Annotated in this window: 22 protein-coding genes; 8 read left to right on the top strand and 14 right to left on the bottom strand. The window is 37.4% G+C overall.

Features of this window, described 5'->3' with window-relative positions; translation table 11 throughout:
- Positions 1–98: 98 nt before the first annotated feature.
- The 4 genes from AC4BHA_RS06830 to miaA all read right to left on the bottom strand — a co-directional run bounded on the left by AC4BHA_RS06830 (position 99) and on the right by miaA (position 3,581).
- The gene (locus AC4BHA_RS06830; protein WP_490558344.1) at positions 99–857 is read right to left on the bottom strand and encodes a hypothetical protein; all 759 of its coding nucleotides are present in this window, start codon (positions 855–857) and stop codon (positions 99–101) included.
- 291 nt (positions 858–1,148) lie between these two features.
- Entirely contained in the window at positions 1,149–2,102 is a 954-nt protein-coding gene (spoVK, locus tag AC4BHA_RS06825; RefSeq protein WP_066104245.1) for a stage V sporulation protein K, read from the bottom strand.
- Between the two features lie 271 nt (positions 2,103–2,373).
- Entirely contained in the window at positions 2,374–2,601 is a 228-nt protein-coding gene (gene hfq / locus AC4BHA_RS06820) for an RNA chaperone Hfq (RefSeq protein WP_066104248.1), read from the bottom strand.
- A 29-nt stretch (positions 2,602–2,630) separates the two neighbouring features.
- Positions 2,631–3,581, bottom strand: a complete 951-nt coding sequence (gene miaA, locus AC4BHA_RS06815; protein WP_490558343.1) for a tRNA (adenosine(37)-N6)-dimethylallyltransferase MiaA — start codon at positions 3,579–3,581, stop codon at positions 2,631–2,633.
- Between the two features lie 1,006 nt (positions 3,582–4,587).
- On the opposite strand from miaA, the gene AC4BHA_RS06810 reads away from it, so the two are divergent.
- Positions 4,588–5,283 carry a YqjF family protein gene (locus AC4BHA_RS06810; RefSeq protein ID WP_225983718.1) on the top strand — a complete coding sequence of 232 codons (696 nt, stop codon included), beginning with the start codon at positions 4,588–4,590 and terminating at the stop codon, positions 5,281–5,283.
- A gap of 45 nt (positions 5,284–5,328) precedes the next feature.
- On the opposite strand, the gene brfA is transcribed toward AC4BHA_RS06810, so the two are convergent.
- Complete coding sequence (gene brfA / locus AC4BHA_RS06805) at positions 5,329–5,550, bottom strand: ribosome rescue factor BrfA (protein ID WP_490558342.1); 222 nt, start codon at positions 5,548–5,550, stop codon at positions 5,329–5,331.
- A 183-nt stretch (positions 5,551–5,733) separates the two neighbouring features.
- Here brfA and AC4BHA_RS06800 point away from each other — a divergent pair, with 183 nt between their 5' ends.
- Complete coding sequence (locus AC4BHA_RS06800; RefSeq protein ID WP_066104258.1) at positions 5,734–6,147, top strand: YkvA family protein; 414 nt, start codon at positions 5,734–5,736, stop codon at positions 6,145–6,147.
- A 628-nt stretch (positions 6,148–6,775) separates the two neighbouring features.
- Here AC4BHA_RS06800 and mutL read toward each other — a convergent pair.
- The 3 genes from mutL to cotE all read right to left on the bottom strand — a co-directional run bounded on the left by mutL (position 6,776) and on the right by cotE (position 12,041).
- On the bottom strand, positions 6,776–8,707 hold the full coding sequence (gene mutL, locus AC4BHA_RS06795) for a DNA mismatch repair endonuclease MutL (protein WP_490558341.1): 1,932 nt from the start codon (positions 8,705–8,707) through the stop codon (positions 6,776–6,778).
- A 15-nt stretch (positions 8,708–8,722) separates the two neighbouring features.
- Positions 8,723–11,335, bottom strand: coding sequence for a DNA mismatch repair protein MutS (gene mutS, locus AC4BHA_RS06790; RefSeq protein WP_490558340.1), 2,613 nt, complete (start codon positions 11,333–11,335; stop codon positions 8,723–8,725).
- A 106-nt stretch (positions 11,336–11,441) separates the two neighbouring features.
- Positions 11,442–12,041, bottom strand: a complete 600-nt coding sequence (gene cotE / locus AC4BHA_RS06785) for an outer spore coat protein CotE (RefSeq protein WP_066099703.1) — start codon at positions 12,039–12,041, stop codon at positions 11,442–11,444.
- A gap of 485 nt (positions 12,042–12,526) precedes the next feature.
- Here cotE and AC4BHA_RS06780 point away from each other — a divergent pair, with 485 nt between their 5' ends.
- Together AC4BHA_RS06780 and AC4BHA_RS06775 are read left to right on the top strand one after the other, a co-directional pair.
- Positions 12,527–13,042: a DUF6141 family protein gene (locus AC4BHA_RS06780; protein ID WP_139891118.1), complete on the top strand. Its 516-nt coding sequence runs from the start codon at positions 12,527–12,529 to the stop codon at positions 13,040–13,042.
- A gap of 239 nt (positions 13,043–13,281) precedes the next feature.
- Complete coding sequence (locus AC4BHA_RS06775; RefSeq protein WP_490558339.1) at positions 13,282–14,247, top strand: bile acid:sodium symporter family protein; 966 nt, start codon at positions 13,282–13,284, stop codon at positions 14,245–14,247.
- Between the two features lie 121 nt (positions 14,248–14,368).
- Here the strand turns inward: AC4BHA_RS06775 and AC4BHA_RS06770 are convergent, their stop codons facing one another.
- Entirely contained in the window at positions 14,369–14,803 is a 435-nt protein-coding gene (locus tag AC4BHA_RS06770; protein WP_490558338.1) for a DUF4395 domain-containing protein, read from the bottom strand.
- Positions 14,804–15,306: 503 nt separating this feature from the next.
- Between AC4BHA_RS06770 and katA the strand changes: the two genes are divergently transcribed.
- Complete coding sequence (katA, locus tag AC4BHA_RS06765) at positions 15,307–16,758, top strand: catalase KatA (protein WP_139891121.1); 1,452 nt, start codon at positions 15,307–15,309, stop codon at positions 16,756–16,758.
- Between the two features lie 117 nt (positions 16,759–16,875).
- Here the strand turns inward: katA and AC4BHA_RS06760 are convergent, their stop codons facing one another.
- A complete protein-coding gene (locus AC4BHA_RS06760; protein WP_490558377.1) occupies positions 16,876–17,160 on the bottom strand; it encodes a hypothetical protein in 285 nt (94 codons plus the stop codon).
- Between the two features lie 364 nt (positions 17,161–17,524).
- Here AC4BHA_RS06760 and AC4BHA_RS06755 point away from each other — a divergent pair, with 364 nt between their 5' ends.
- Both AC4BHA_RS06755 and AC4BHA_RS06750 read left to right on the top strand, forming a co-directional pair.
- A complete protein-coding gene (locus tag AC4BHA_RS06755) occupies positions 17,525–19,627 on the top strand; it encodes a 5'-nucleotidase C-terminal domain-containing protein (RefSeq protein ID WP_490558337.1) in 2,103 nt (700 codons plus the stop codon).
- A gap of 208 nt (positions 19,628–19,835) precedes the next feature.
- Positions 19,836–20,132 carry a hypothetical protein gene (locus AC4BHA_RS06750; protein ID WP_140461352.1) on the top strand — a complete coding sequence of 99 codons (297 nt, stop codon included), beginning with the start codon at positions 19,836–19,838 and terminating at the stop codon, positions 20,130–20,132.
- 284 nt (positions 20,133–20,416) lie between these two features.
- On the opposite strand, the gene AC4BHA_RS06745 is transcribed toward AC4BHA_RS06750, so the two are convergent.
- The 4 genes from AC4BHA_RS06745 to AC4BHA_RS06730 form a co-directional block, all read right to left on the bottom strand.
- A complete protein-coding gene (locus AC4BHA_RS06745; protein WP_490558336.1) occupies positions 20,417–22,441 on the bottom strand; it encodes a penicillin-binding transpeptidase domain-containing protein in 2,025 nt (674 codons plus the stop codon).
- A 176-nt stretch (positions 22,442–22,617) separates the two neighbouring features.
- Positions 22,618–23,298, bottom strand: a complete 681-nt coding sequence (locus AC4BHA_RS06740) for an HAD family hydrolase (protein WP_140461351.1) — start codon at positions 23,296–23,298, stop codon at positions 22,618–22,620.
- 127 nt (positions 23,299–23,425) lie between these two features.
- Positions 23,426–23,620 carry a hypothetical protein gene (locus tag AC4BHA_RS06735; protein ID WP_490558335.1) on the bottom strand — a complete coding sequence of 65 codons (195 nt, stop codon included), beginning with the start codon at positions 23,618–23,620 and terminating at the stop codon, positions 23,426–23,428.
- 8 nt (positions 23,621–23,628) lie between these two features.
- Positions 23,629–23,706, bottom strand: a complete 78-nt coding sequence (locus tag AC4BHA_RS06730; RefSeq protein ID WP_490558376.1) for a lipoprotein — start codon at positions 23,704–23,706, stop codon at positions 23,629–23,631.
- Between the two features lie 373 nt (positions 23,707–24,079).
- Between AC4BHA_RS06730 and safA the strand changes: the two genes are divergently transcribed.
- Positions 24,080–24,682 (top strand): SafA/ExsA family spore coat assembly protein, encoded by a 603-nt coding sequence (safA, locus tag AC4BHA_RS06725; protein ID WP_140461349.1) that lies wholly within the window; start codon positions 24,080–24,082, stop codon positions 24,680–24,682.
- The last annotated feature ends 268 nt before the right edge of the window (positions 24,683–24,950 follow it).

Genomic DNA, 24,950 nt, shown 5'->3' with positions numbered 1-24,950 from the left:
TACTAATCCACTTTCATAGATTCGTATTTATATAGGATAAATGATAAGGGCCTTGCTGTTTTCTTAGCAAGGCTCTTTAATCTGTATTGATGATTATCTTAAGTGCCATACTCCACAACTGGCATGAATCCTTTTACCTCATAATCAGAAATCTCTATAAATGAAAAATCATGACGATGAAAAATAGCTCTGATTTTAGAAGAGAACTCCCTCTTATACTCAAGAATGCGTTTTGTTGTTTCAAATTCCCATACACATAGTTTATTTTCTTCTATAAATAAGCCGTATTTGTAGGTAAGTGCAAAGGTAATTAAATTTCCTGTATCAAAAGGAATTTTCATCGTTTTTTCTTCTTCAAGCTGCTCGTTTAGTATTACTAACTCATTTCTCTCCGAGTTGATACAAGCATAGGGCTTATAACGAGTAACCAGAGGGTCATAGAGAAGATCATATTGGATAGCATTGTTATAAAAAGACTCTAAACCACTGAATGGAGATACACAGTTCAATATATTTACTCCAGCACCCTTTCCGTATACACCTTGATCTCCATATGTACATAGAACGCCATCTTTGTAAGGAAATAACTCATGAATATGTGAACCAACCTCAAATTCAGATACAAATTTACCCGTTAATGAATAAAAAGATAGAGTCGTATTGTATAAAAGACAGAAATGGTCTTTTGTGAATCGAATAATATGGTGACCCTTGGGAAGAGTTAAAATAAGTTCTCCGTTTAATTGAACCGTATTTTCACCGGTGTTTTTTAACAAAACAATCAAATCTTCTTTTTTACAATCTGCATCAATGATTACCTGTTTGCTTGTAAATATAATTTCTTCTATCAAATTCATCTCGTTTAACCTTCTACTCTCATTCCACTTCTCGATCTTTATGGCAAGAGATTGTTAATATAAAATCTACCATTCCAACCTATGCAACTAACTAAAATTTACCACAAAATCTAAATTATTAATAGATTACTTAGACGTGGTAGTTCGTTAATTCCCTGCGTTTGATTTTAGTATTCTAACCTACTAATAATCACCATCTTAGAAATATTTCATTATGACTATTTCTCAAAAAAACAAATGCCCCAAAAGCTTTATGACAGCTTACGGGGCACTCATATTTATTCGTATCTCTTACTCAAACGTATCGAACACTAGGTCATCACTTCGGATGGTCATTAATTCCCGACGTTCATATTGATCCGACAGCAAAAGACGCATTGCCTGAGTTCTGATTGATTTTTCTATTACATTCCTTACATATCTACCATTGGAAAAGGATTTAAGATGTAGAACATTTGTTAAATAATATAGATGATCGCGCAGTTTTCTTTCCGCGTCCAGACTATAAACGTATTGCCTGGCACTTAACATTCGGTTCCCTATATCCATTAATTGATCAACCGTGTAATCCGGAAAATCAATGACAATCGGAAAACGGGATTGCAGGCCTGGATTCAAGGTTAAAAAATACTCCATTTCCCGTGAATATCCGGCAAGAATAAGAATAAATTCATGCTGCCGATCCTCCATATGCTTTACCAATGTATCAATCGCTTCCTTACCAAAATCCTTTTCACCACCCCTTCCCAAAGAATAGGCTTCATCAATGAAAAGAATACCCCCAATTGCCTTTTTGATTAAATCTCTCGTCTTTTGAGCTGTGTGTCCTATATATTCTCCTACAAGATCTGCCCGCTCAGCCTCGATTAAGTGGCCTTTGCTCAAGACATTCATCTTTACAAATAAATCTCCTATAAGCCGTGCGACCGTCGTTTTTCCAGTACCGGGATTACCTTTAAACATCATATGAAGCGCCTGTTTTTCAGCCTTAAGGCCAGCTACTTCCCGTTGTTTATTCACATAAATCCATGCATAAATTTCCTTTATAACTTTTTTCATTTCCTCCATGCCTACGAGACTATTCAATTCAGCTTCAATTTCTTTTAGGGCTATATGATGAGAAGGTATATCCTTTGGTAATGGAGGAACATTTAGAATCGGCTTAACCTGAGCCTTTGCTTGACCATTTTTCAATACAACATTAATTTGCCCATTATTTCTCACTCGCATTGGCTGTTGCTCCATTTGATCACCTCTTTAATGAAGCCGTGTCCCCCCTTTTTTACCTGACACATTCGACAAAGTGAAGGCAAAATAGACAAGGGCACCCCTGAAACTACAATATAAATTTATTTTTTACCAATAAAGGTGTGCCTGATTGTCACATACTGCGATTGCCCGGAAAATAATTATATTTCCTCTCCTTATTTATATTCCGGGCACCCTCCATACAGAATGAAAAAATCAGTTAAATAAAAAACAGACTCACCGTAGAGGGAGTCTGCCGTACTTATCCTTAACCTTCAAGGTCAACTTGTACATTTTTTTGAGGAGCAAATGTTGAAATCGCATGTTTGTAGACCAGTTGATGTTTACCCTCTGTTTCAATTAAGACTGTAAAATTATCAAACCCTTTTATCAGTCCGCGTAACTGAAATCCATTAAGTAAAAAGATTGTTACATATACATTTTCCTTACGCAATTGATTTAAAATTTGATCTTGAATATTGATTCCTTGTTTCATTTTTTTGCCTCCTCTTTTCTCTCTATAGTTTATCTATTCGCCTTTAAAGCGAGCATTCCTGCCACTTCAAGCGATATTTCTTCAGAAATTTTTTCGAAATCAGCCAAATTGGTCATATCGAACCAGTGAACATCCATCTTATTTCGGAACCAAGTAAATTGTCTTTTTGCAAACCGACGGGAATTCCGCTGTATTTCTGCTATGACATTTTCTCGTGTTTCAGTTCCTTCAATTAGTCCCTCAAATTCCTTATATCCAATTGCTTGCATGGATTGTGCATCTTTTAATCCTTTTGCATATAGTTTTCTGACTTCCTCTTCAAGACCCTTCTGCATCATTGCTTCGACTCGTTCATTGATCCTTTTATATAAAAGATCGCGGTCCATCGTTAACCCAATCAGAGCCACATCATATAATAATGTTCTCTCTGTGGATTGTTCCTGTTCACTGAAACGCTTTCCTGAATCGTAAAATACCTCTAAAGCACGGATAACTCTTTTTGTGTTATTAGGATGTATTTTTTTTGCAGCAACGGGATCAATCTCAACAAGTGTTTGATAAACAGCATCAGGCCCTTCTTGTTCAATTCGTTCTTCCAGCTCTTTTCGAATATTAGGATTTGCTGTGGTTTCAGGGAACTGGTAATCATAGAGGACGGATTGAATATACAAACCGGTACCACCCACTAATATAGGAAGCTTTCCCCTATTCGTTATATCATTAATCTTCTGCTGCACTTCTTGCTTAAAATCATAAACATTATAGGATTCAGATGGTTCCCTGCAATCAATTAAATAATGAGGAATCCCTTCCATTTCGTCCTTTGTAACTTTAGCAGTTCCTATATCCATACCCTTAAAAATCTGTGCTGAATCGCCACTTATAATTTCACCATTGAACTTCTTGGCCAAATTGATTGATAATTTGGTTTTTCCCACTGCCGTTGGTCCAATAATAACGACCAATTTCTGTTTTTCCATTTATGCTTCACACTGCCCTATTCATTTTTTTCTTATCTTAACATAAATCATTATAATCTGAACATGAGCGAGTAACATCTAACCAGTATAGTCAGTTTAAATGGTCTTTATTCAAATCTTTTTTCACACTTTTATTATTTTTAAATAATTTTTAGATGAACTTTAACCTTAAGATAAATTCTATTAATACTAACCCTATAATTAAGGTGCTTCAGTAATCAATCATATAACAATTACCTAATCAATATTTATTATAGAGGTTTGAAGGCGTAAACGATATTACGCGCAGTAAATTGCTGAGGATGAAGAAAGGTATCTTACATATATAGAAATGAGGAGATTGTTTTCATGCTCCGTTTCATACAGGTGTTAACCGGCTTACTTACGTTTTTCTTACTGGGTTATATTTTTTCATATAGAGTTTTCGCCTTGGTGCAATTACTTTTTGTTTATTTATTCGTCCTATTTTTAATAACCGGTATTAGAGAACTTTATAACTATAAGACTTTTATAGGATTCATGTATGTTCTTGTCTCGCTTCTTCTTTTCTTATTTTTTATCCACAGATGAAATAGCGGGTTCAATATGACCACTGGCATCTTGATTCCATAGGAAACTTACAAACCCATCTAATTCTTCACGTTGGAAAGTTCTTTCTACAAGGCTTACATTTATCTGTAAGATCCTGAATTTAAATCTACAATAGTTACTTTAAAATAGATTAATAATATAAAATCATTTCAATTTAACGGTATAATAGGTATTAATTGGGTTGTTTCTCTCCATGTAAAATTGCAAAATAAAAGCTAATTCTCATGATGTTTTTTTTAAACTTTTGATGTAGTTTTACTTAACTTCAGTAAAGTGGTAACGATTATTTTAGAAGGAGTTCAATTCCAAAAAAAATGTTAAGGAAGTGATGGCTTTGGGAGAACAACTAAAGCTCGATAAAAACCAATGGGATGACAGTCATCGTCCATGGGCTCTCCCGAATTTACCTTGGACAATGAAGCAGACATGGAGCGATCTTTTATTTGCCCATTATCCAATTAAATATGAGGTATTACGAAAGTTAGTACCTGAAGTGCTCCCTTTGGATTCATATAATGGCATATGCTGGATTGGGGTTGTACCGTTTCGTATGTCGGGTATTAGACTCCGGGGATTACCCCCTATTCCAGGAACAGATCAATTTCCTGAGCTAAATGTTCGTACATATGTCATTCTCGATGGAAAGCCAGGTGTGTACTTTTTTAGTTTGGATGCTTCCAATTGGCTTGCTGTAAAAGGGGCTAGAACACTATACCACTTACCGTATTGGTACACTGATATGGAGATCCAGACTAATGATACAAACATTGAATTTAAAAGTAAGAGACTACATGACCATGAAATCGAGTTAGCCTGTAGCTATAGACCAATTTCAGAACCATTTCAGGCAGCTAAAGGGTCTTTCGAGGAATGGATGGCCGAGCGTTACTGCTTTTATACCTTAAATTTATCAGGAGTACCGCTTCGCTGTGATATTTTACATGACCCTTGGATATTACAAGAGGCAGAAGCAGAATTCAGTAAGAATTCCGTTCTATCCAAGCAAGGTATTGATATTAATGGTGAAATGCCTATATTTCATTTTGCAAAAAAAATTGAGGTGCGTGCTTGGCCTTTGGTTCACCATTTCACTAATCGTTTCAGTACATAGAATAGTATAAGGTCTCAGTGCCATGGACTAAAATACTGACTCCTTTTATACACATCTCCTTAGAGCCAAATAAAAAGAGATTCCCTCATCCTTTGTTAGATGCTGAAATCTCTTTTTATGTTTAAATTGTTCCATTTTATCCTTCTTTGTTTTCGTCATTCTTGTACTCAAATCAATTGTATATAGGCCGGCCCGTAGAGTCTCAGGATTGCGCTTGCCTTCCCTCTCCAATTTCAACCTATATTTTTTAGCCCGACTTTTACTCATAACTCTATACACCTCAATTTTTCTCAGGATAGGATTAGTATACACAAATTTAGGGAAAAAGACATTAAGCAGCACTTCTAATGAGAGGTATTTAATTTATTTTCAAGCCAATCACTGAAATGTTGTTAGTTGAAGAAATATACCTTAAAATGTAAACAAGTTGTCGTTTAGGAGGAATGAGTAATGGAAGAACAAAACAAAGGAATACATAAATATAAAAAATACATCGATTCAGCCAAAACCTATTTAAATAATACAAAAAAATCAAATGAGCTATTAGATGAAGCAACTACGAAATCAAATACAAACAAAAATGCACTGGAAGAGGTATGGGACAATCTTCAATTACTCATCACCATGTTTCGCTCTTGGGTAAAGGGTGATTATAAAGAGATTCCTAAAAAATCGATTATTTCTATAATCGCAGCCATTATCTATTTTGTATCACCTATTGATTTTATCCCTGATTTTATTGTAGGTCTTGGTTTTGCTGATGATGCAGCCATCATCGGATTTACCATTAAGCAAATAACTGAAGACCTCGAAAAATTCAAACTATGGCAAGCGAAGCAAGAGCAAACTATTGATATTGAGTAATTAAAAAGGTGTCTGATCAGTATGATAGGCTGATTTGACACCTTTTTTGATTTTCAAGATTGATTTCTCGGGTCCTGGTTAATACATATATGCGATTTACATAAAAACATAAGCAGCTGCTTAGAGAGAATCAACCCTGCAAGTAATGGTACCTGCTCATAAATTAAATTCCCTAAGATGACTACCTTTCAGACACTTTTACCCCGGTATAGGCTGGTCATAGGTGGAGCATAGCTGAGGCATAGCGCTTTCCTCCATACTTCACCTACCTTTCAGACACCTTTACCCCGGTATAGGTCAAGTTATAGGTGCCTCATAGCTGGGAGATAGCTCCTTTCCTCCATACTTCACCTACCTTTCAGACACCTTTCCCCCGGTATAGGCCGGTTATAGGTGCCTCATAGCTGGGAGATAGCTCCTTTCCTCCATACTTCACCTACCTTTCAGACACCTTTACCCGGTATAGGCCAGTCATAGGTGCCTCATAGCTGGGGGATAGGCCCCAAAAAAGCGCAGCTTAGGAGCTTTTTTGTATCCAAACTTATATTATAAACACAAAAAAAGCGGAGGAAAACGACTTGTTCCCCCGCTTAATTAAAGTTTAATGCATTTTTATTTACTTACTACATTACATAACCCGTTTAAACATTTTCTCCAGCTCATAAATCGAATAATGAACGATAATTGGACGGCCATGCGGGCATGTGAATGGATCATTTGTATGACGCAATTCATCCAGTAATGCACTGATTTCATCATTACGCAAATGCCGGTTGGCTTTAATTGACCCCTTACAGCTCATCATAATTGCCGCTTCCTCACGCAATTTCTTGATATCCACCTTTTTCATCGTTAATACTTGGTGGACCATTTCATCGATGATCGTTTCTTCCATGCCTGCTGGGAACCAGGTTGGATGGGCGCGGACAATATAACTATTTAATCCAAATGGTTCTAAAAATACTCCGACCGCTTCCAGCTCTTCTTTATGTTCTTCCAGCTTCACAAACTCATCTGTTGAATACTCCAGTGTCATCGGTACCAACATTTCTTGCAGTTCTTTGTTGACCTCTCCCACCTTATGCTTGAAGAACTCATACTTAATCCGCTCTTGGGCAGCATGCTGGTCAATCATATAGAGCCCTTGTTCATTTTGGGCCAAAATATACGTTCCATGCAGCTGTCCAATCGGATATAAAGGCGGAATTCGGCTTTCTTGCATGTCCTGATTGTCTTGAATCGGCTCTAATTCCTCTTCTTTTTGCTCTACGATCGTTCCGACACGTTCGGAACCCGCTTCTGAACTGATAAACGGTTCAGTTTCTACCTGTTCTTCTACTGATTCCCTTCCAGGCTCGTTCAACTCGATAGGACTAGGAGCCTCGAATTCCCGCTTCGGCTGTTCAATCTCAGGCGGATCATAAATCACTGAAAATCCTTCAGTTGCCTTTACCATTGGAGGAGTCTGCTTTGGCGCCTCAGGCCGCTTGGCTCTTTCCTCCGTAAACGTAAATTGAGCTTGTTCCGTTTTTGCTTTTTCCTCACGTTTAACAGGAGCGCCTGTCGGAATTAATGTCTCTTTTTTAAACGTATTCCGGATGGCCTCGCTAATTAATGTCATCAGCTCTTGCTCTTTACTGAAACGAACCTCCATTTTGGAAGGATGCACATTCACATCAACCAATAAAGGATCCATTTCAATATTGAGCATCGCAATTGGATAACGTCCAATAGGCAATAAAGTATGGTACCCTTCCATGACTGCTTTGGCGATTAAATAATTCTTAATAAATCTTCCATTTACCAAAATGGTCATATAGTTACGCGAAGCCCTCGTCATTTCCGGATGTCCGGCATAGCCTTTTATTGAAAAATCAAGTGTTGATGCTTCAAACGGCAGCATTTTTTGAGCAGTTTGTATCCCATATATCCCGGCAAGCACCTGAAGTGGATTGCCGTTGCCTGATGTTTGTAATAAGGTACGGTCGTTGTGAACCAGCTTAAACGATACATCCGGATGCGACAGTGCCAGCCTATTTACGACATCGGTTATATTCCCAAGCTCTGTATGAACGCTTTTAACATATTTCAGACGAGCCGGTGTATTAAAGAACAGTTCACTCACCGTTATATCGGCTCCTTTACGGCTTGAATAGGACTCATGAGTAAGGACCTTGCCGCCCTCGAGTAAAAGACGGGTTCCAGGTCCATCACCTGTTGAGGTCTTTAATTCGAATTTGGAAACAGAAGCGATTGAAGGCAATGCCTCACCCCGGAAACCTAGCGTACGAATTCTGAATAAATCGTTTTCGTCCTTTATTTTACTGGTCGCGTGCCTGTGAAAAGCATTGAGGGCATCGTCCTCTTCCATCCCTTCCCCATTATCAATAATGCGAATGGATTCAAGACCGGCTTCCGTAGCATAAATCTCAATTACCGTACTGTTAGCATCTATTGAGTTTTCCACTAACTCTTTTACAACAGATGCAGGTCTCTCTACTACTTCTCCGGCAGCGATTTTATTGGATAATAGATCATCTAACAGTACAATTTTCCCCATATCGTTCTCTCCTTCCTACTTTAATTTTTTCTGTAAAGCATATAAGGCGTTTAAAGCTTCTAAAGGATTCATCTCTAATATAGATAAGGATTTAAGCTCTTCCGCTACCTTCCACTCTTTTGAGTGTCGGGATGATGAAGTCGTTTTTTCCTTTTTATCTTCTGTGAAAAAGGATAATTGCGCCTGTTCACTGACAATTTCAGCATCAGTTTCAGTTTTTACAGGCGGCGTAGGTTTTGGTTGCTTGTCCCCTTGTTCAAGGACGTTTAATATCTCTTGCGCTCGCTTAATCACCGTCTCCGGCATTTCCGCAAGCTTGGCAACATGAATACCATAACTGCGATCAGCAGGTCCATCGACTACTTTATGAAGGAAAATGACTGTGCCATTTTGCTCAATTGCACGAACATGTACGTTACTCAGCTTGCTGAGTTGATCAGCTAGAGCTGTTAACTCATGATAATGCGTGGAGAAGAGGGTAGCTGCACCAATATGATGATGAATATATTCTATGATTGATTGGGCCAATGCCATTCCATCATAGGTTGACGTTCCTCTTCCGATTTCATCGAATAGAAGCAAACTGTTTTCTGTTGCATTCGTAATCGCATGGTTCGCTTCAAGCATTTCGACCATAAAGGTACTTTGTCCTGATATCAAATCATCTGCTGCACCGATTCTCGTAAATACCTGATCGAATATTGGCAGGATTGCTTCGTCTGCAGGTACAAAGCAGCCGATTTGGGCCATAATCGCTGTCAAGGCAACCTGGCGCATATACGTACTCTTACCGGACATATTTGGTCCAGTAATTAATAAGATTTCCTTCTTTTTATCCAAGAAGCAATCATTCGGTACATATTCCTGTGCTTTTAAAACCTTTTCTACGACTGGATGTCGGCCATTTTTTATACTCATTTGACGTGTATGAGAGAATTGTGGTTTTACATAGTGGTAACGTTCACTAATAGTAGAGAAACATTGTAAAACATCCAATTCACTGATTTCCATCGCTAATTTTTGCAGACGAGGTATATAATCTTTAATTTGATCACGTAATTCACAGAACAAATCGTATTCCAGACCTGTACTTTTTTCCTCTGCTTCGAGGATGATTGTTTCTTTTTCTTTTAATTCTGGAGTGATATAACGTTCTGCATTTGCAAGAGTTTGTTTTCTGTCATATCGATCATCATTCAGAAGGTGGAGATTTGCCTTTGTTACTTCCAAGTAATAACCAAATACACGATTATAACCAATTTTTAGAGAACGGATACCTGTTCTTTCTCTTTCCTTTTGTTCCAACTGAGCGATCCAGGTTTTCCCGTTCTTGGAAGCATCGCGATAACGATCTAAATCTTCGTTATACCCTTCGCGAATAATGCCTCCCTCTTTAATGGAAATCGGCGGGTTCTCATGCAGCGCCTGCTCAAGTAAATCCGTCACTTCTTCACACGGATCCATCCGGGAAGCGATTTGTTTAGCCGTATCAATAGGCAGCCTTCCAATCACATCAATAATAGCCGGTACTTGCTGCAGGGAACGCTTCAGCTGCAGTAAATCTCGTGCATTTACATTGCCATAGGAAACACGGCCTGTTAAACGTTCCAAATCATACACTTCATGTAATAGCTCACGCAGCTCTTCCCGTTCAAAAAATTGATTCATAAATGTTTCAACCATCGATAACCGAGCTTCTATTTCAGATTCGCTGACTAATGGGCGTTCAATCCATTGCTTTAGTCTTCTGCCGCCCATGGCCGTCTTGGTTTCATCAAGAAGCCATAAAAGAGAGCCTTTTTTACCTTTTGAACGAATAGTTTCCGTGAGCTCTAAATTTCTTTTTGAATAGTAATCAATTTTTAAATATTGTTCCGTTTCATATAATTCAACTGGTTGAATATGTTCAATCGTCCTCTTTTGAGTACGCTGTATATAATTGAGCAAACGGGCTACCGTATGCTTTAGGTCTTTTTTCGGAAGCTCACTTACCAAATGGTTAAACTCTTCCTTCGGTTCCGAGTCGGCTTCATAAGAAATCGTGACAATCCCTCTGTCTTTTAATAACACTTCTTTTTCTTCACCGAAATCTGGCTGAACCACAACTTCTTTAGATCCTATAACGGAAACTTCATTTAACACATCTTTAAAATTGGAAAAATGGGTTACTCGATTTTCGCCAGTCGTTAAATCAATATGAGCCACTCCAAATCCCAAGCCATCTATGGAAGAAATAGTCGCAAGATAGTTATTCTCTTTTTCGGCGAGACTCTTTCCTTCCATCACCGTACCTGGAGTAATTAATTGGACAACTTCACGTTTAACGACTCCTTTTGCCGCTTTTGGGTCCTCTGTTTGTTCGCAAATGGCCACTTTAAAGCCACGATCTACCAGTGTTTCAATATAAGACTGCGCTGAATGATAAGGAACCCCGCACATGGGAATCTTTTGTTCTCCTCCACCATTCTTCGCTGTTAAGGTTATCTCCAATTCTTTTGATGCCTTAATGGCATCCTCAAAGAACATTTCATAAAAATCACCGAGACGGAAAAACAAGAATGCATCTTGATAATCTGCCTTTATACTCAAGTACTGTTGAATCATAGGAGTATAGGTTGCTACTGCCATTTTCCCAAAACCTTTCTTTCAATCAAATATATAATAGAAGTATTATATCATAGGAGCCAAGCTCATCTAACAACAAAAAAACTAGAGAGTTTTTCTCTCTAGTTACTTAATCCCGCTTGCTTTTGCTTTTTTTCCTGTCTGATTCATAGGAGCTGGACTCTTCACTGGATGACTCACTATGATCAAGGAAATCAGGATTAATTTCCTCCAGTTCGTCATCATCTACCTCAAGCTCCCAGCTTTCCTCATCGGTGTCTGCATTTTCCCTGATTGAAACAGTTACTTTTGTTTCACCAATAATCTCCACTAAAAATTCACGTTCAACATGAACAGAAATTTTTTCACCATCTGGAGTTATTAGACATTCAATACAATTCGGTTGTTGAACCACTTTGGCTATGACTTCATTATCATCATAGACTGTTTGGTCCCGATACTTTAATTTGATGGTATCTTTATACGGAACCTTTTCTGTTCTGACTTCTGTCTTTGTATTATTGCAATATGAATACCAAATATTGATATCATAATATCCTGCAATTTCTACCTTTTTACCATGTTTCTTAGCTTCGTACGTATGATTAATAATCCAGCAGCCCAGTATACTGGTAGGATCGTTGTCTGGACAAACCGTATGATTTGCCTTGGTAAACTTACGCCCCTTTGCCACTACTGCCTTCGTGATAATTTCTCTATATTGCGACATACAAGGTTACCCTCCTCAACCATTTTCATTTCATCCTATGCATGATAAATGTCTAGCGTGCAAATTAATTATCAGTTCAACAAGGATTGCATGCTACAGTTTATGCCCATGCTGAAGAAAGGTGACCTTGATTTAAAAATAGGAGCAAGTTATGCGGAATTTAAATAAGAAAGCTAGGAATGATAAAGTGTTACTACTCATTTCCCTTTACTATTAAAAATAGAGGATAGACTTTAAAGCTCTCAACAGATGAACAAGCATTATTACTGAAAATATAATTAACAGAAGAAATGAGGCATTTATCTACGGAGATCATGCCTTTTTGAGTTTTAGTTTTATCTGGAATTAAAGGACAGGTAGAATTATGACAGTTTTTCACTTAAATAGTACAATAAGGAGTATAAATAACACATATTTATAATAATACAAAAGTTCTGTACTCAAACATTAGTACTTAATTATGTAAAGAGGAGGAAATTATTATCATGAAAAAACAGGAGGATGTAATCTTTCGAGAAGTTCAATACCCTCGCCAACCCTTGCTATGGATTTTTATTATAGCTCTCGCTACATTATTTTGGTATGCATTTATTCAACAGGTCATTTTCGGAATTCCATTCGGTGATAAACCTGCATCTAATCCGTTTTTAACAATTCTTTGGCTTGTTTTTGGAATAGCAATCCCATTAGGACTATTACTGGGATTCTGTAAGCTAGAAACTGAGGTGCGTAAGGATGGATTGTATGTGCGTTATATGCCGTTTCACCTCCATTATAAATCATTTTTATTTAAAGATATGGTTCAATATTCTAGTATTACCTACAATTCGTTACTACAATTCGGAGGCTGGGGCATAAGATTTAATTTAAATGGGGATACAGCATATAATATAGGCGGCAACAAGGGAATAGAATTGCAATTAAGAGGAAAAGGAAATGGAAAAGTGGTAGTGGGTTCACAAAATCCGGATGAATTAATAAAAGCATTAAATTCAAAGTGAATATTTTCCACCTTACTCGATATTATGTATGTTTCTTGAGTTTGATGGTGTATTTTTTTGCTTTTTCACAGAGATATTCGGAAATTATCCATACTATATATAGAGAGAACACAAGAAGTCAGCCAAAAAAATGTTTCTTTTGAATGCATCTCTTCACAATGAGTTTTCAGACTATTGATTATATTCAGATATTAATATATAATTTCCCATATTAAACAAATTTATCCCTGAGGTGAAATATGAAAGCTTTAGAACGTTTCAGTCAATTTGTAAGTAACACCTTTGCAGTATGGGTACTTATTTTTGCAGCACTTGCCTTCTTTATTCCAGATGGTTTTTCTTGGATTGCAGCCTATATTACCGTTTTATTAGGGATTGTCATGTTTGGGATGGGATTAACAATTTCACCTGCTGATTTTAAAGAAGTATTAACAAGACCGAAGGATGTTCTCATCGGTGTAGTCGGTCAATTCTTGATTATGCCCACATTGGCATTTTTATTGGTCAAGCTATTCGATCTTCCACCAGAAATTGCAGTCGGCGTCATTTTAGTAGGCTGCTGCCCAGGAGGAACGGCTTCTAATGTCATGACCTTTCTTTCAAAAGGAGATGTTGCATTATCCGTAACCATTACTTCCATCACAACATTGCTGGCTCCAGTTGTCACACCTGCACTCATTTTCTTATTCGCAAGCGAATACATCGATGTTGCACCTACTAGCTTATTTATCTCGATTGTGCAAGTAATTGTTATACCAATCGCACTTGGCTTTATTGTTCAGAAATTGTTTAATAAGCAGGCGAAAGCAAGTGTTAAAGTAATGCCTCTTGTTTCTGTTATTGCCATAGTTGCTATTGTTGCAGCTGTAGTTGCGGCAAATCAGCAAAAAATTGCTGAAACAGGATTGCTCATTTTCGCTGTAGTCATTTTACATAATGGCTTAGGCTATTTAATCGGATACTTATTCGGTAAATTATTAGGCATGAATCTGGCGAAAAGGAAAGCAGTCGCGATTGAAGTCGGTATGCAAAATTCAGGATTGGGTGCTTCATTAGCGGTAGCACATTTCTCACCTTTGGCAGCTGTTCCAAGTGCCATCTTTAGTGTATGGCACAATATATCAGGACCGATTTTAGCAACGATCTTCAGTAGAATGAAGGATAAAAATGAACCTGTTGATCTGGATGAATCGCAATCTATTTAAGTTGGAGCCTCTGCAAAGCGATAGCCTTGCGGGGGTTTTTAATTAAGTCGTTAGCAATAATTCTACGATTCTGCCCAGAAAAAAGGATCCTGCGATAGCATGCAAGATCCTTTTCCTTCTTTTAAACTGTTTTATTTACTGATTTCTTATACCTATATTGCTGCCACTGGAAACGAATAAAACAACCAATACAGAATCCAAGAATAGCTACAAATGAAGCAATAGCAACCATGGCCGTAAATACATATCCAGCAATCACCCAATCAAGTAGATAACTGATCAGGCCGCCTGCAAGACAAATAACAGCGATCACTTGATTAAATTGTTGCTGAGCCCACTCTTCCGGGATATAATCAGAAGGTTTTTTTCTTAAAAATAACTTACCTCCTTGCATGATTGGATTGAATCCAGGGACTAAACCCATAATTCCTGCAAATAAAGGCAGTGCTAAAATCCATTCTATACCTGTTACCCAAGTAGCGACCACGCTAAGAAAAATCACCCATTGGTTTAAACGTACCAATGGTCTCGGAACTGTGCGGACCGTTTCTCCCATTATTTCACACCTCTCCAATATGTTTTATATGTTATTTTTCATCTTACTCTGTTTAACCATAAATGGGAAAGTAAAAGAATTTAATTAAATTATATTTCTCATCAAATACTTTTAGATTGTATTTAAAGGAAGATTCATGAACCATTCCATTTGACAGCAAGGAAACTGATAAAGGATACATAACTTTCCCAATCAATTTGGAAAATCAACTGGTTCGATAGAAAATCCCTTTCCATATTTATATAAAGTTGATATTTTCATACTCTAATTAAAAGAACATAATTAAGAATACCTGCTTCTTAATTGAGAATCTCCTTGCTGCCTCTCCTGCTTGCTTTAGGTATTATCCCTACCATTAAGAGCTCTCTCATAATGAATTAAAAAAGCATCCTTTCGCTTAATTTCATTCTATTTATAATTATTTTAAATAAATAGTTGTTTTTAATTGATAATATGATAAAAAATAAATATAATAGGTTTATCATACGAAAAAGGTGGTATAAATAATGTCCAAAAAATTAACAACTAGTTGGGGAGCTCCTGTAGGAGATAACCAAAATTCCATCACAGCTGGAAGACGCGGACCAACTTTAATCCAAGACGTACATTTATTAGAAAAATTAGCTCACTTTAACAGAGAACGTGTACCTGAGCGTGTTGTGCATGCAAAAGGCGGCGGAGCACATGGTTATTTCGAAGTTACAAAGGATCTAACTGAATATACAAAAGCTGCTTTCCTATCTGAAGTTGGCAAAAAAACGCCTTTGTTCATTCGTTTCTCTACAGTTGCAGGTGAACTTGGTTCTGCTGATACATTGCGTGATCCTCGTGGATTTGCTGTAAAACTTTATACTGAAGAAGGTAACTATGATATCGTTGGTAACAATACTCCTGTCTTCTTTATCCGTGATGCAATCAAATTCCCTGATTTCATACATACACAAAAAAGAGATCCAAAAACACATTTGAAAAACCCTAATGCTGTTTGGGATTTCTGGTCACTTTCACCAGAATCTTTACATCAAATAACAATACTTATGTCTGACCGTGGTATTCCTGCTACTTGGCGTCATATGCACGGATTTGGTAGCCACACATTCAAATGGACGAATGCGGAAGGTAAATCCGTATGGGTTAAATACCACTGGAAAACAGAACAAGGGGTAAAAAATCTATCTACTGATTTGGCTGCTGAGCTTGCAGGTACAAATCCAGACTACCATATCGAAGACTTACACAATGCAATTGAAGCTGGCGATTATCCTGCATGGAAATTATGCGTACAAATCATGCCACTTGAAGATGCAAACACATATCGTTTCGATCCATTCGATGTAACAAAAGTTTGGTCTCAAAAAGACTATCCTTTAATCGAAGTTGGCCGCATGGTATTAGATAGAAACCCAGAAAACTATTTTGCAGAAGTAGAACAAGCTACATTCTCTCCTGGTAATTTCGTTCCTGGTATTGATGTATCACCGGATAAATTATTGCAAGGTCGCTTATTCGCTTATGCAGATGCTCACCGTTACCGTGTGGGAGCAAACCATAATCACTTACCAGTCAACCGTCCTAAAGTTGAAGTAAATAACTATCAACGTGACGGACAAATGAACCCAAGTATAAATGGCGGTTCTTCTGTCTACTACGAGCCAAACAGCTTCGGAGGTCCACAAGAATCTCCAGAAGACCAACAAGCAACATTTGAAGTGGAAGGCTATGCTGCAAGCACTTCTTATGATAATGATGATTTCTACACTCAAGCTGGTGATCTTTACAGATTGTTAAGCAGTGAAGAACGCGCTAACCTGGTTAACAACATCGTTGGATCTATGCAAGGTGTAACTGTACCTGAAATTATCGAACGTCAAATCCAGCATTTCTACAAAGCTGATCCTGAATATGGAACACTTGTAGCTGCAGGACTTGGTTTAACAGTAACTGAAGAAGTTTAATAGAATAATTTAATCCTATTTTACATTTTCAATTATATTCTCATATTCTCAATTAAAAAAAGGTGCTGCTACTTGCAGTACCTTTTTTATCTAAAACTCTATCTCCCCTTCTCATTTCTAAGCCATATTTTTCAACCAAGTAAGGACTCGAATGAAATAAAACGGCTCAAACCAGCTAATCACAAAGAACACAATAAAAAAAGAACTGAGTGAAATGAATTTTAACCAACCTTCTTCCTGTTTTGCAATCGCCACAAAACTGAAGACTATTCCAACTACAAAAGAAAGACTTCCTAAAAGAAATAAAAGTTCCACATGTTTTTCTATACCTGCGGTTAAACCGAATAATATCAGCCCTGCTATCATCATTCCCATCGACCATAAACTGAATTTTCTCAACACTCCACCTCCATTCATAAGAGTATCACCATTTGGAATAATATTACAAAACGTTTTCCATTTAGATTTCATTTAAATTTAATAACTCGGAAAATAAAGATCTGTAAAATTTAAGATCAAAATTAATAACCTTTCTCCTTCATCTTGAACACATACACTATATGATAAGGTTAATCAGATTTCTAAGGCTTAATTATTAAACAAAACATTACAGATACTAAATAAATATCTCTTAAAAGAATTGATTATTAATATATAGTTCAAATTTACCATTTATTTGAAAATTATGTCGATTGCCTCGAAAACTAATTTATAATCAGATATGAGGCCTATATCTTGGCCATATCAAACAAAAGGGGAGCGGTATATGAAGTTTCGATTGAAGTTTTCTCGTATGTTGGCCATTATGACAATGGTTGTTGCGCTTGCTGGAACATTGCTTGCGCCGGCAGTCGATGCAAAAACATCTGATCGCCAGAATGAAGCACGTTTTATTCAGGAACTGGGCGTTTCGTCCCAAAGTATGAAGAAACAGAAATCCATATCTAGAATTGATGCAGCTGCTCTGATGGCGCGTGCATTAAAACTCGATAGCCAAAAAGCTCCAAAGACAAGCTTTACGGATGTGCCAAAATCGTCCCAAAAAGCTGTAAACTCATTAGTCTATGCCGGTATTCTTGATGGGAAAAGCAAGAATAAATTTGGCAGCTATGAGCCCTTAACTCGTGGGGAGCTTGCTGTTTGGATTGCGAAGGCTTTCGATTTGAAAGGAAGCACAGTAACAAACTTCTCTGATGTACCTGCTAAACACGCTGAAAGAATCGGTTCTATCCTTCTATACGACATCGCTGAAGCTATTTCCGATACTGAATTTGGTTATAAACAAAAGGCTAGCTTATCTGAGCTTATTTCCATGCTGCAACTAGCCCTAAAAGCCCCAGATTATCAGTTGCGTGTTCTTCATGTGAACGATACACATGCTAATATTGAAAATGCACCAAGACAAATAACCGCAATTAATGAACATCGCAATGGAAATACGAATAATCTTCTTCTCCATGCTGGTGATGTATTCTCAGGCACCCTTTATTTTAATGAATTTAAGGGACTAGCCGATCTTGAATTGATGAATCTTGCCGGATTCGATGCTTTTACCTTTGGTAACCATGAATTTGACCTTGGCACTGAGACCTTGCTGCCATTCGTTCAAAGCGCTGAGTTCCCATTTGTGAGTGCAAATGTTGACTTCAGCGATGATGCCCTCATGAAAAGACTTCAGAATAACACCTATACTGCTAAACCACATGATGGAAAAATATACGACGGTATTATTAAAAATGTAAACGGTGAGAAAGTTGGTATTTTCGGCTTAACGACCGCTGAGACTACCAGTATCTCTAGTCCTGGTGATGTTAAATTCGAGGAATATATCAATTCAGCTAAAGCCTCCGTTAAAGCATTCAAGAAACAAGGTGTCGATAAAATCATCGCCCTTACCCATATTGGCTACAATGATGGCGGAGGAGACAATGACCTCGAGCTTGCTAATCAAGTCGAAGGCATTGATATTATTGTTGGCGGCCACTCTCATTCACAGCTGAACGAACCCGTCGTTATAGATAAATACAAAGAACCGACTATTATCGTCCAAGCAAACGAGTATTCCAAATATCTTGGTGAGCTTGATGTGAGCTTTGATAAAAAAGGAAAAGTTATCGCCTATGATGGCGAACTGATTAGCATTGATGCTAAGAACACAGAAGGATCTTATATCTTTGCTGAAGACCCGGCAGCTGCTCAAATCCTAGCGAAGTATAAGCCGATTGTTGACGCAAAGAAAAAACAAGTTGTCGGAACAACAGCCGTCGATCTGATTGGTGGCAATCCTGCTGCAAGGACAGGCGAAACAAATCTTGGCAACTTGATTGCTGATGGAATGCTCGATAAGGCAAAAGCCATCAACCCAAATACTGTCATTGCCCTACAAAATGGCGGGGGTGTCCGGACAACCTTAAAGGCAGGACCAATCACTTTAGCTGACGTTATGACAGTCCTCCCCTTCAGCAATGCACTCGCAATCATGGAAATTAGCGGAGCAGAATTGAAAACAGCTCTTGAACATAGCGTTAGTGCTGCTCCAAGCGCTAGCGGCGGATACCTGCAGGTCGCAGGCATTCGCTTTACCTATGATAGCTCTAAACCAGCAGGCACACGCGTGCAATCAGTCGAAATAAACCAGAATGGTGAATATACATCACTCGTAGATACACAGACCTACTTCGCTGCTACAAACATCTTCACTGCCAAAGGCGGCGATGGCTATTCTGTCTTTGCTGATATTTATGCAGATGGCCGCGTAAGCGAACCCGGCTTCGTTGATTGGGAGATTTTCTCTGATTACATCCAGTCCTTCCCTGAACAAACTGTTTCACCTAATGTAGAAGGTAGGATTATTGATTTAGCTAATTAAGATAAAGCTATTCGAGATAAGCAAATTAAAGGCATCAGTTTGAGACTGATGCCTTTTTTCAATGACTTTTACATTAATTTTGTTAACCTGATATAAGTTTTCTGATAGGACATGCCTTTTTGCTTATTCCATAAATACCCATATTAACTTTATAATGGTGTAGGATGTTCAATATATTAAATTTATTAAGAGATAGGATGCGATGATTATGGATTATATTAATTATACTGAGATTATCTTGAGGTACGCTCTCCTGGCGTTTTCCTTTTTTTGCGTTTATGCAGTAACCAGGCAAGGGAGTAAAAGCGAGCGTTATGCAGCACTATTAATCTACCTAGCTACCTTTGGCTTGTATACGTTCTTAATTATTGCTGAAGTGATTACCCCCTCTGAAGATGCGAACATTGGATTAGGCTTTTCTATATTGCTAATGGGATTTGTGAGCATCGCAGGCATCATCTTAGCAGGCATCATCTACCTGGTGAGGAGAATTAAATCCCGTTAATCGATTTACATCACTATTATTTTTTCAGATTACTAGTTTATCTATTTAAGGTGCACTCAGTAGAAGATAGTAAATAACTAAAAGTATTGATGAAAAAATAAAAAGAACTATTAACTTGGATGATGCAAAAATAAAACCTGTAAAGAAGCGTGAAAAAAGAAGCTCCCACCCTTACTTGAAAGATACCCCCGGATAGTGGCACTTTTTTATCAGTGTCCGCTATCCAGAGTATCGTTCATGTTCTGAATGGAAGCTTCTTTTCTATTTTTTGTTTACCTTTTTAATTAATCAATTTCAGAGGAATCCCAATCCAAGAATGTCTTTTGAACAATGGATTGAACATTTTTACCTCCGCCATTATTTTGTACATCTTCTATTAACAGTGCCATGACAGCCTTCGGATTTTTTTGATCATAGGCTACGAATAACCCATTTTCAATACCTTCTTCTCCTTGTGTGCTTTTCAGCTCAGCTGTACCTGTCTTACCTGCTAATTCCAGTTTAGGTGTGTTTGCAGCCTTTCCTGTGCCGCTTGTAACAACCTTCCTCAAGTCAGTTTTCAATGTTTTAGCCTGTTCAGCAGTAATAAAAGAATCATGCCAAACGGCAGTTTCAGTATCAAGGTAAAGACGAGGCTTCATCAATTTTCCATCATTGACAATTGTACCGTAAATACTGGATAAATGAACCGCACTCATTAATACTTCTCCTTGACCATAGCCAGTATCAGCTAATAATTTACTGCTCTCCAATTTGCCGCTATTTGAATATTGTGATGCGCGGACTGGATATTCGAGCGGGAATTTTTCTTCGCCAATCCCTAATTCCTTAAATCCATTAATCAAATCAGTCTCACCAATCGAAAGAGCTGTCTGTGCGAAATAAATATTATCTGAGATTTGTAAGGCAGTTTGAAGATTAACAGGTTTTCCTGGATCGCTTACTCTTGTAATAGAGGCATTTCCCCATTCTTTCCCTTTAGACCATTTTAAGCCTTTAATATTCAGCTGTTTTTCTGGGTCAAGCTTACCCGTTTTTAAACCAATTGCTGCAATAATCGGCTTGATCGTTGAACCAGGTGAATAAGCGGCCGCAAATCGATTTAACAATGGCAGTTTTTTATCATTTTCCAGCTGACTATACTTCTCTGAGCTAATTCCCAGTACAAAGTCGTTTGGATTAAACGACGGAGAACTTACAAGCGCCAATACATCTCCTGTATTTGGATGTACCGCAGCAAATGTCCCCGCAGCTCCCTTCATATTTTGAAATGCTTGTTTTTGTAATTCACCATCCAATACTAACCTAAAGCTTTCCCCATCCTCTGCTTCTGTTTCAGCAATGACTATAGGGTCATCTTCGCGGTTAATATAAATCGTATTGCCATCTTTCGGGCGCAGTTTATCCTCTAATAATTGCTCAAGCCCTCTTTTGCCAATTATACTGTCATTTGAATAGCCCTTATCTTTATTTTTCTCTAGCTCTTCAGCAGTAATAGTACCTACATATCCTGTCAAATGGGCTGCACTTTCACCATATGGATATTCCCGAATCTCTTTTTCTTGGAAACTGACACCATTAATAACTTTTAATTTTTCAATCAGCTCTGTTTGGTTATTTTGGATTGTTTTAATTGGCACAAAATAACCTGGCTGAACCCAGCTTTGATTAAGCTGTTTATCAATATAGTCATTGCTAAGATTCAAAAATTTTGTTAACTCAGCTTTTTTGGATTCATCAAACTTCTCTGGTGTTATACCTACAGTTTGAGCAATTCCATTTATCGCAAGTCCATTTCCATTACGATCAAGGATTTCGCCCCTTTTACCAGTTGTCGTTTTAATCCCAATCTTATCGTCTGGCTGAAGTTCAGGGAAAATATAAGTTGTATCCCAGTCTACATACCAATTCTCTTCCTTATCCTTCGTTTCAAGCTTCATGGTTACTTCTTTTTCAAATTCAATCGGTCCTGCAAGGGAATTCATTTTTACTTGAATGGGAAGTGTTATACTTTTTTGATCCCTCTTCAGCTCTTTCTCATCCTTGAATTCGCTTTTAACTGATAAATCGGAAATCTCCAGGTCCTTATAGACCTTTTGATATCGATCGACATATTGTTCTTTTTTAAACTTGTCTTTGGCTGAGTCTGCTACATAGTTCGAATACATCTTATCAAATTTCTGATCGTTCCACAGGTTTATGTATTCCTTCAATCGCTCTTCTGGACTGACAGTTTCATTACAACCAGCCAAGATAAGAACCATTAATAACATTCCTATACTTCCCCATATGGTTTTTTTAACCTTCAACGTGAGAGCCCCCTTTCACATACAAGACTATTATACTAAACTAATCAATGATTTTCACAATGTTTCATCTTCAAAATAAAGCTTATAAACAATTTTACTAAAGCGAATAGACAAAAAAACCTTTTAAGTTTAACTACAAAGAGTTAATTTAAAAGGAATTAATTAGAATAAACTATTTATTTTTTGTGTATTTTAATTGAAGTTTCATGCTTATATTTTTTTATCAATTTAATAAAATCAGGAAGAGTCTTACAAATATGAGTAGGCTTTGTTCCATACAAGCTCGTTTGAACTGTGCTAAACCATTGAGCTGCGATGGTCGTTACGTGCGCTGAAGCTCCTGCAGCGATATCAGCCTGGCTATCTCCAACAACGATGACCTCAGATGGATCATTATGGAGTAAAAATAGTGATTTCTGTATCCCTTCAGGATCGGGTTTAGGTGCTTTAACTTCATCGCCAGAAATGGTCACATCGAAATAGTCGTATAGATTCAACAACTCTAGTGAGAGTGTTAATGATCTTCTGCTTTTTCCAGTAACAATTCCCAGATTTATATCCATGTCCTTTAAAACATCCAGCATTTCCTGAATTTCTGTTAAGTATTCAAACTCACGATTATGCCCTTTTTCATATAAATCATAAAAATCTTCTATGGCATGCTCCACCTTTTCCTTATTACGTAAATGATTTCTTATAATAACATCCTCAATGGGACCAAATAATTGAATAATCTCTTCATCAGTTAAACTTCTTTGATCATATTTATTAAACACATACCTAAAAGCTTCAAAACTAACAGGTAAAGTATCGGCAATAGTTCCATCAAAATCAAACAGAACGGTCTGGAGACTCACCGTGCCACTTCCTCTCTGTATTAGCCCTATCAATAGTTTATTACCCTTTTTGTAAGAAGGTTAATACAGAACTAAAATAAAGTTTTACTCCCATCAAATGAAAGCGCTTTAAATTTAAATAAAAAAATTATTTATCATATTCATAGGCTTTGTAAATCTCAGTTGCTTCTTCCACAGATATCTGAAATGAATCACTTGCCATTTTCATAAGCCGATCATCATAGACTGCCGGATTATAATTAGGAGCTGTACTGAGATGAGCTTTTGCTTTCTTAATATATGTATGTACGGCTTTTTGTCCAACAGAACTCTCAATCTTCACCTTTTCGTTTACCTAATTGAACTTTCGCTAGCACTGCACCCTGTAAATAATAATGTTACACCTAATGCGATTAACATCTTTTTCATTATATGGACCCCCCTTCCATTTGCCTACTTCTAGTATAAAAGACTTATAGAAGGAACGTATATACTGTTTTTGAATTTGTCATATTTCATTATTTTCTAAATCAAATTTCAACACATCTCTTAACCCCTATCTTCGCAACAAAAAAGCCCCGAGCTTGGATGTTTATACTCTTAACATTAATAATCGGTTATTAAAAAATCAGCTCTCCCTCTAATAGTTATATCGCCAATTCTATCATTTACCAAATTTGTATAAATCCCTTTCTAGAGGGGTTCAAATGGCAATATTAGTAGATTCCTGATATTGACAACCAATTCTCTTCCATTCTTTTATATAATCGAACCCGTAATAAAAATTTTAAGGAGAGGAAAGATGAAGAAAAAAATCACATCAGTTATACTCACAACTACTTTACTGCTACCTACAGCCACCGCTTTTGCAGACTATCAATATACGGTTGTCTCCGGTGATACTTTATGGAAGATTGCTGTTAAAACAGAGACAGGAATCAGCGAACTTATTGCAGCCAATTCTCAAATTTCAAATATAAACTTGATTTATCCTGGTCAAAAGATCAATATTCCTACTCAAGACGATGTTAAGGCCTATGAGCAAGAAGTTATCAGGCTCGTCAATGTTGAAAGAGCAAAACAAGGTTTGCAGGAATTAAAATATGATTGGGAGCTTGCCAGAGTAGCTAGATACAAGTCAGAAGATATGAGAGATAATAATTACTTTAGTCACACTAGTCCTGTTTATGGTTCTCCATTCGACATGATGAAAAACTTTGGCATCAATTATAAATCTGCCGGTGAAAACATCGCAAAAGGTCAAACAACACCTGAACAAGTTGTAAATGCGTGGATGAATAGCTCAGGTCACAGAGCAAATATTTTAAGCTCGAAGTTTACTCATATTGGCGTAGGTTATGCGAAGTCTGGCCACATCTGGACTCAGCAGTTTATATCTAAGTAAAGAGAAAGCCTGTTTTGGCTTTCTTTTTTTCGTTTTCTAAACCTTCCTTTACTTGTCTTAGGAGATAAACTGACGGGAGAGGTGGGTTTGATACCCGGGGCAAAGGTGCTACATAGGTGTTCGATAGCTGCCTTCCTTCACCTTGGACGCACCTTTGCTCCGCCTTTGACCGGGGATAGCCGGGGCATAGTTGGTTATTGAAGTCTTAGCTAATTCGTTTTAAAAAACTTAATAAAAAAACAAACAGCTCTGTCATTATGATGACAGG

The organism is Pradoshia sp. Z3_51 (assembly GCF_058215915.1).
Note: the sequence above shows the minus strand (reverse complement) of the source record. Positions and strands in the feature narration are given on the sequence as shown.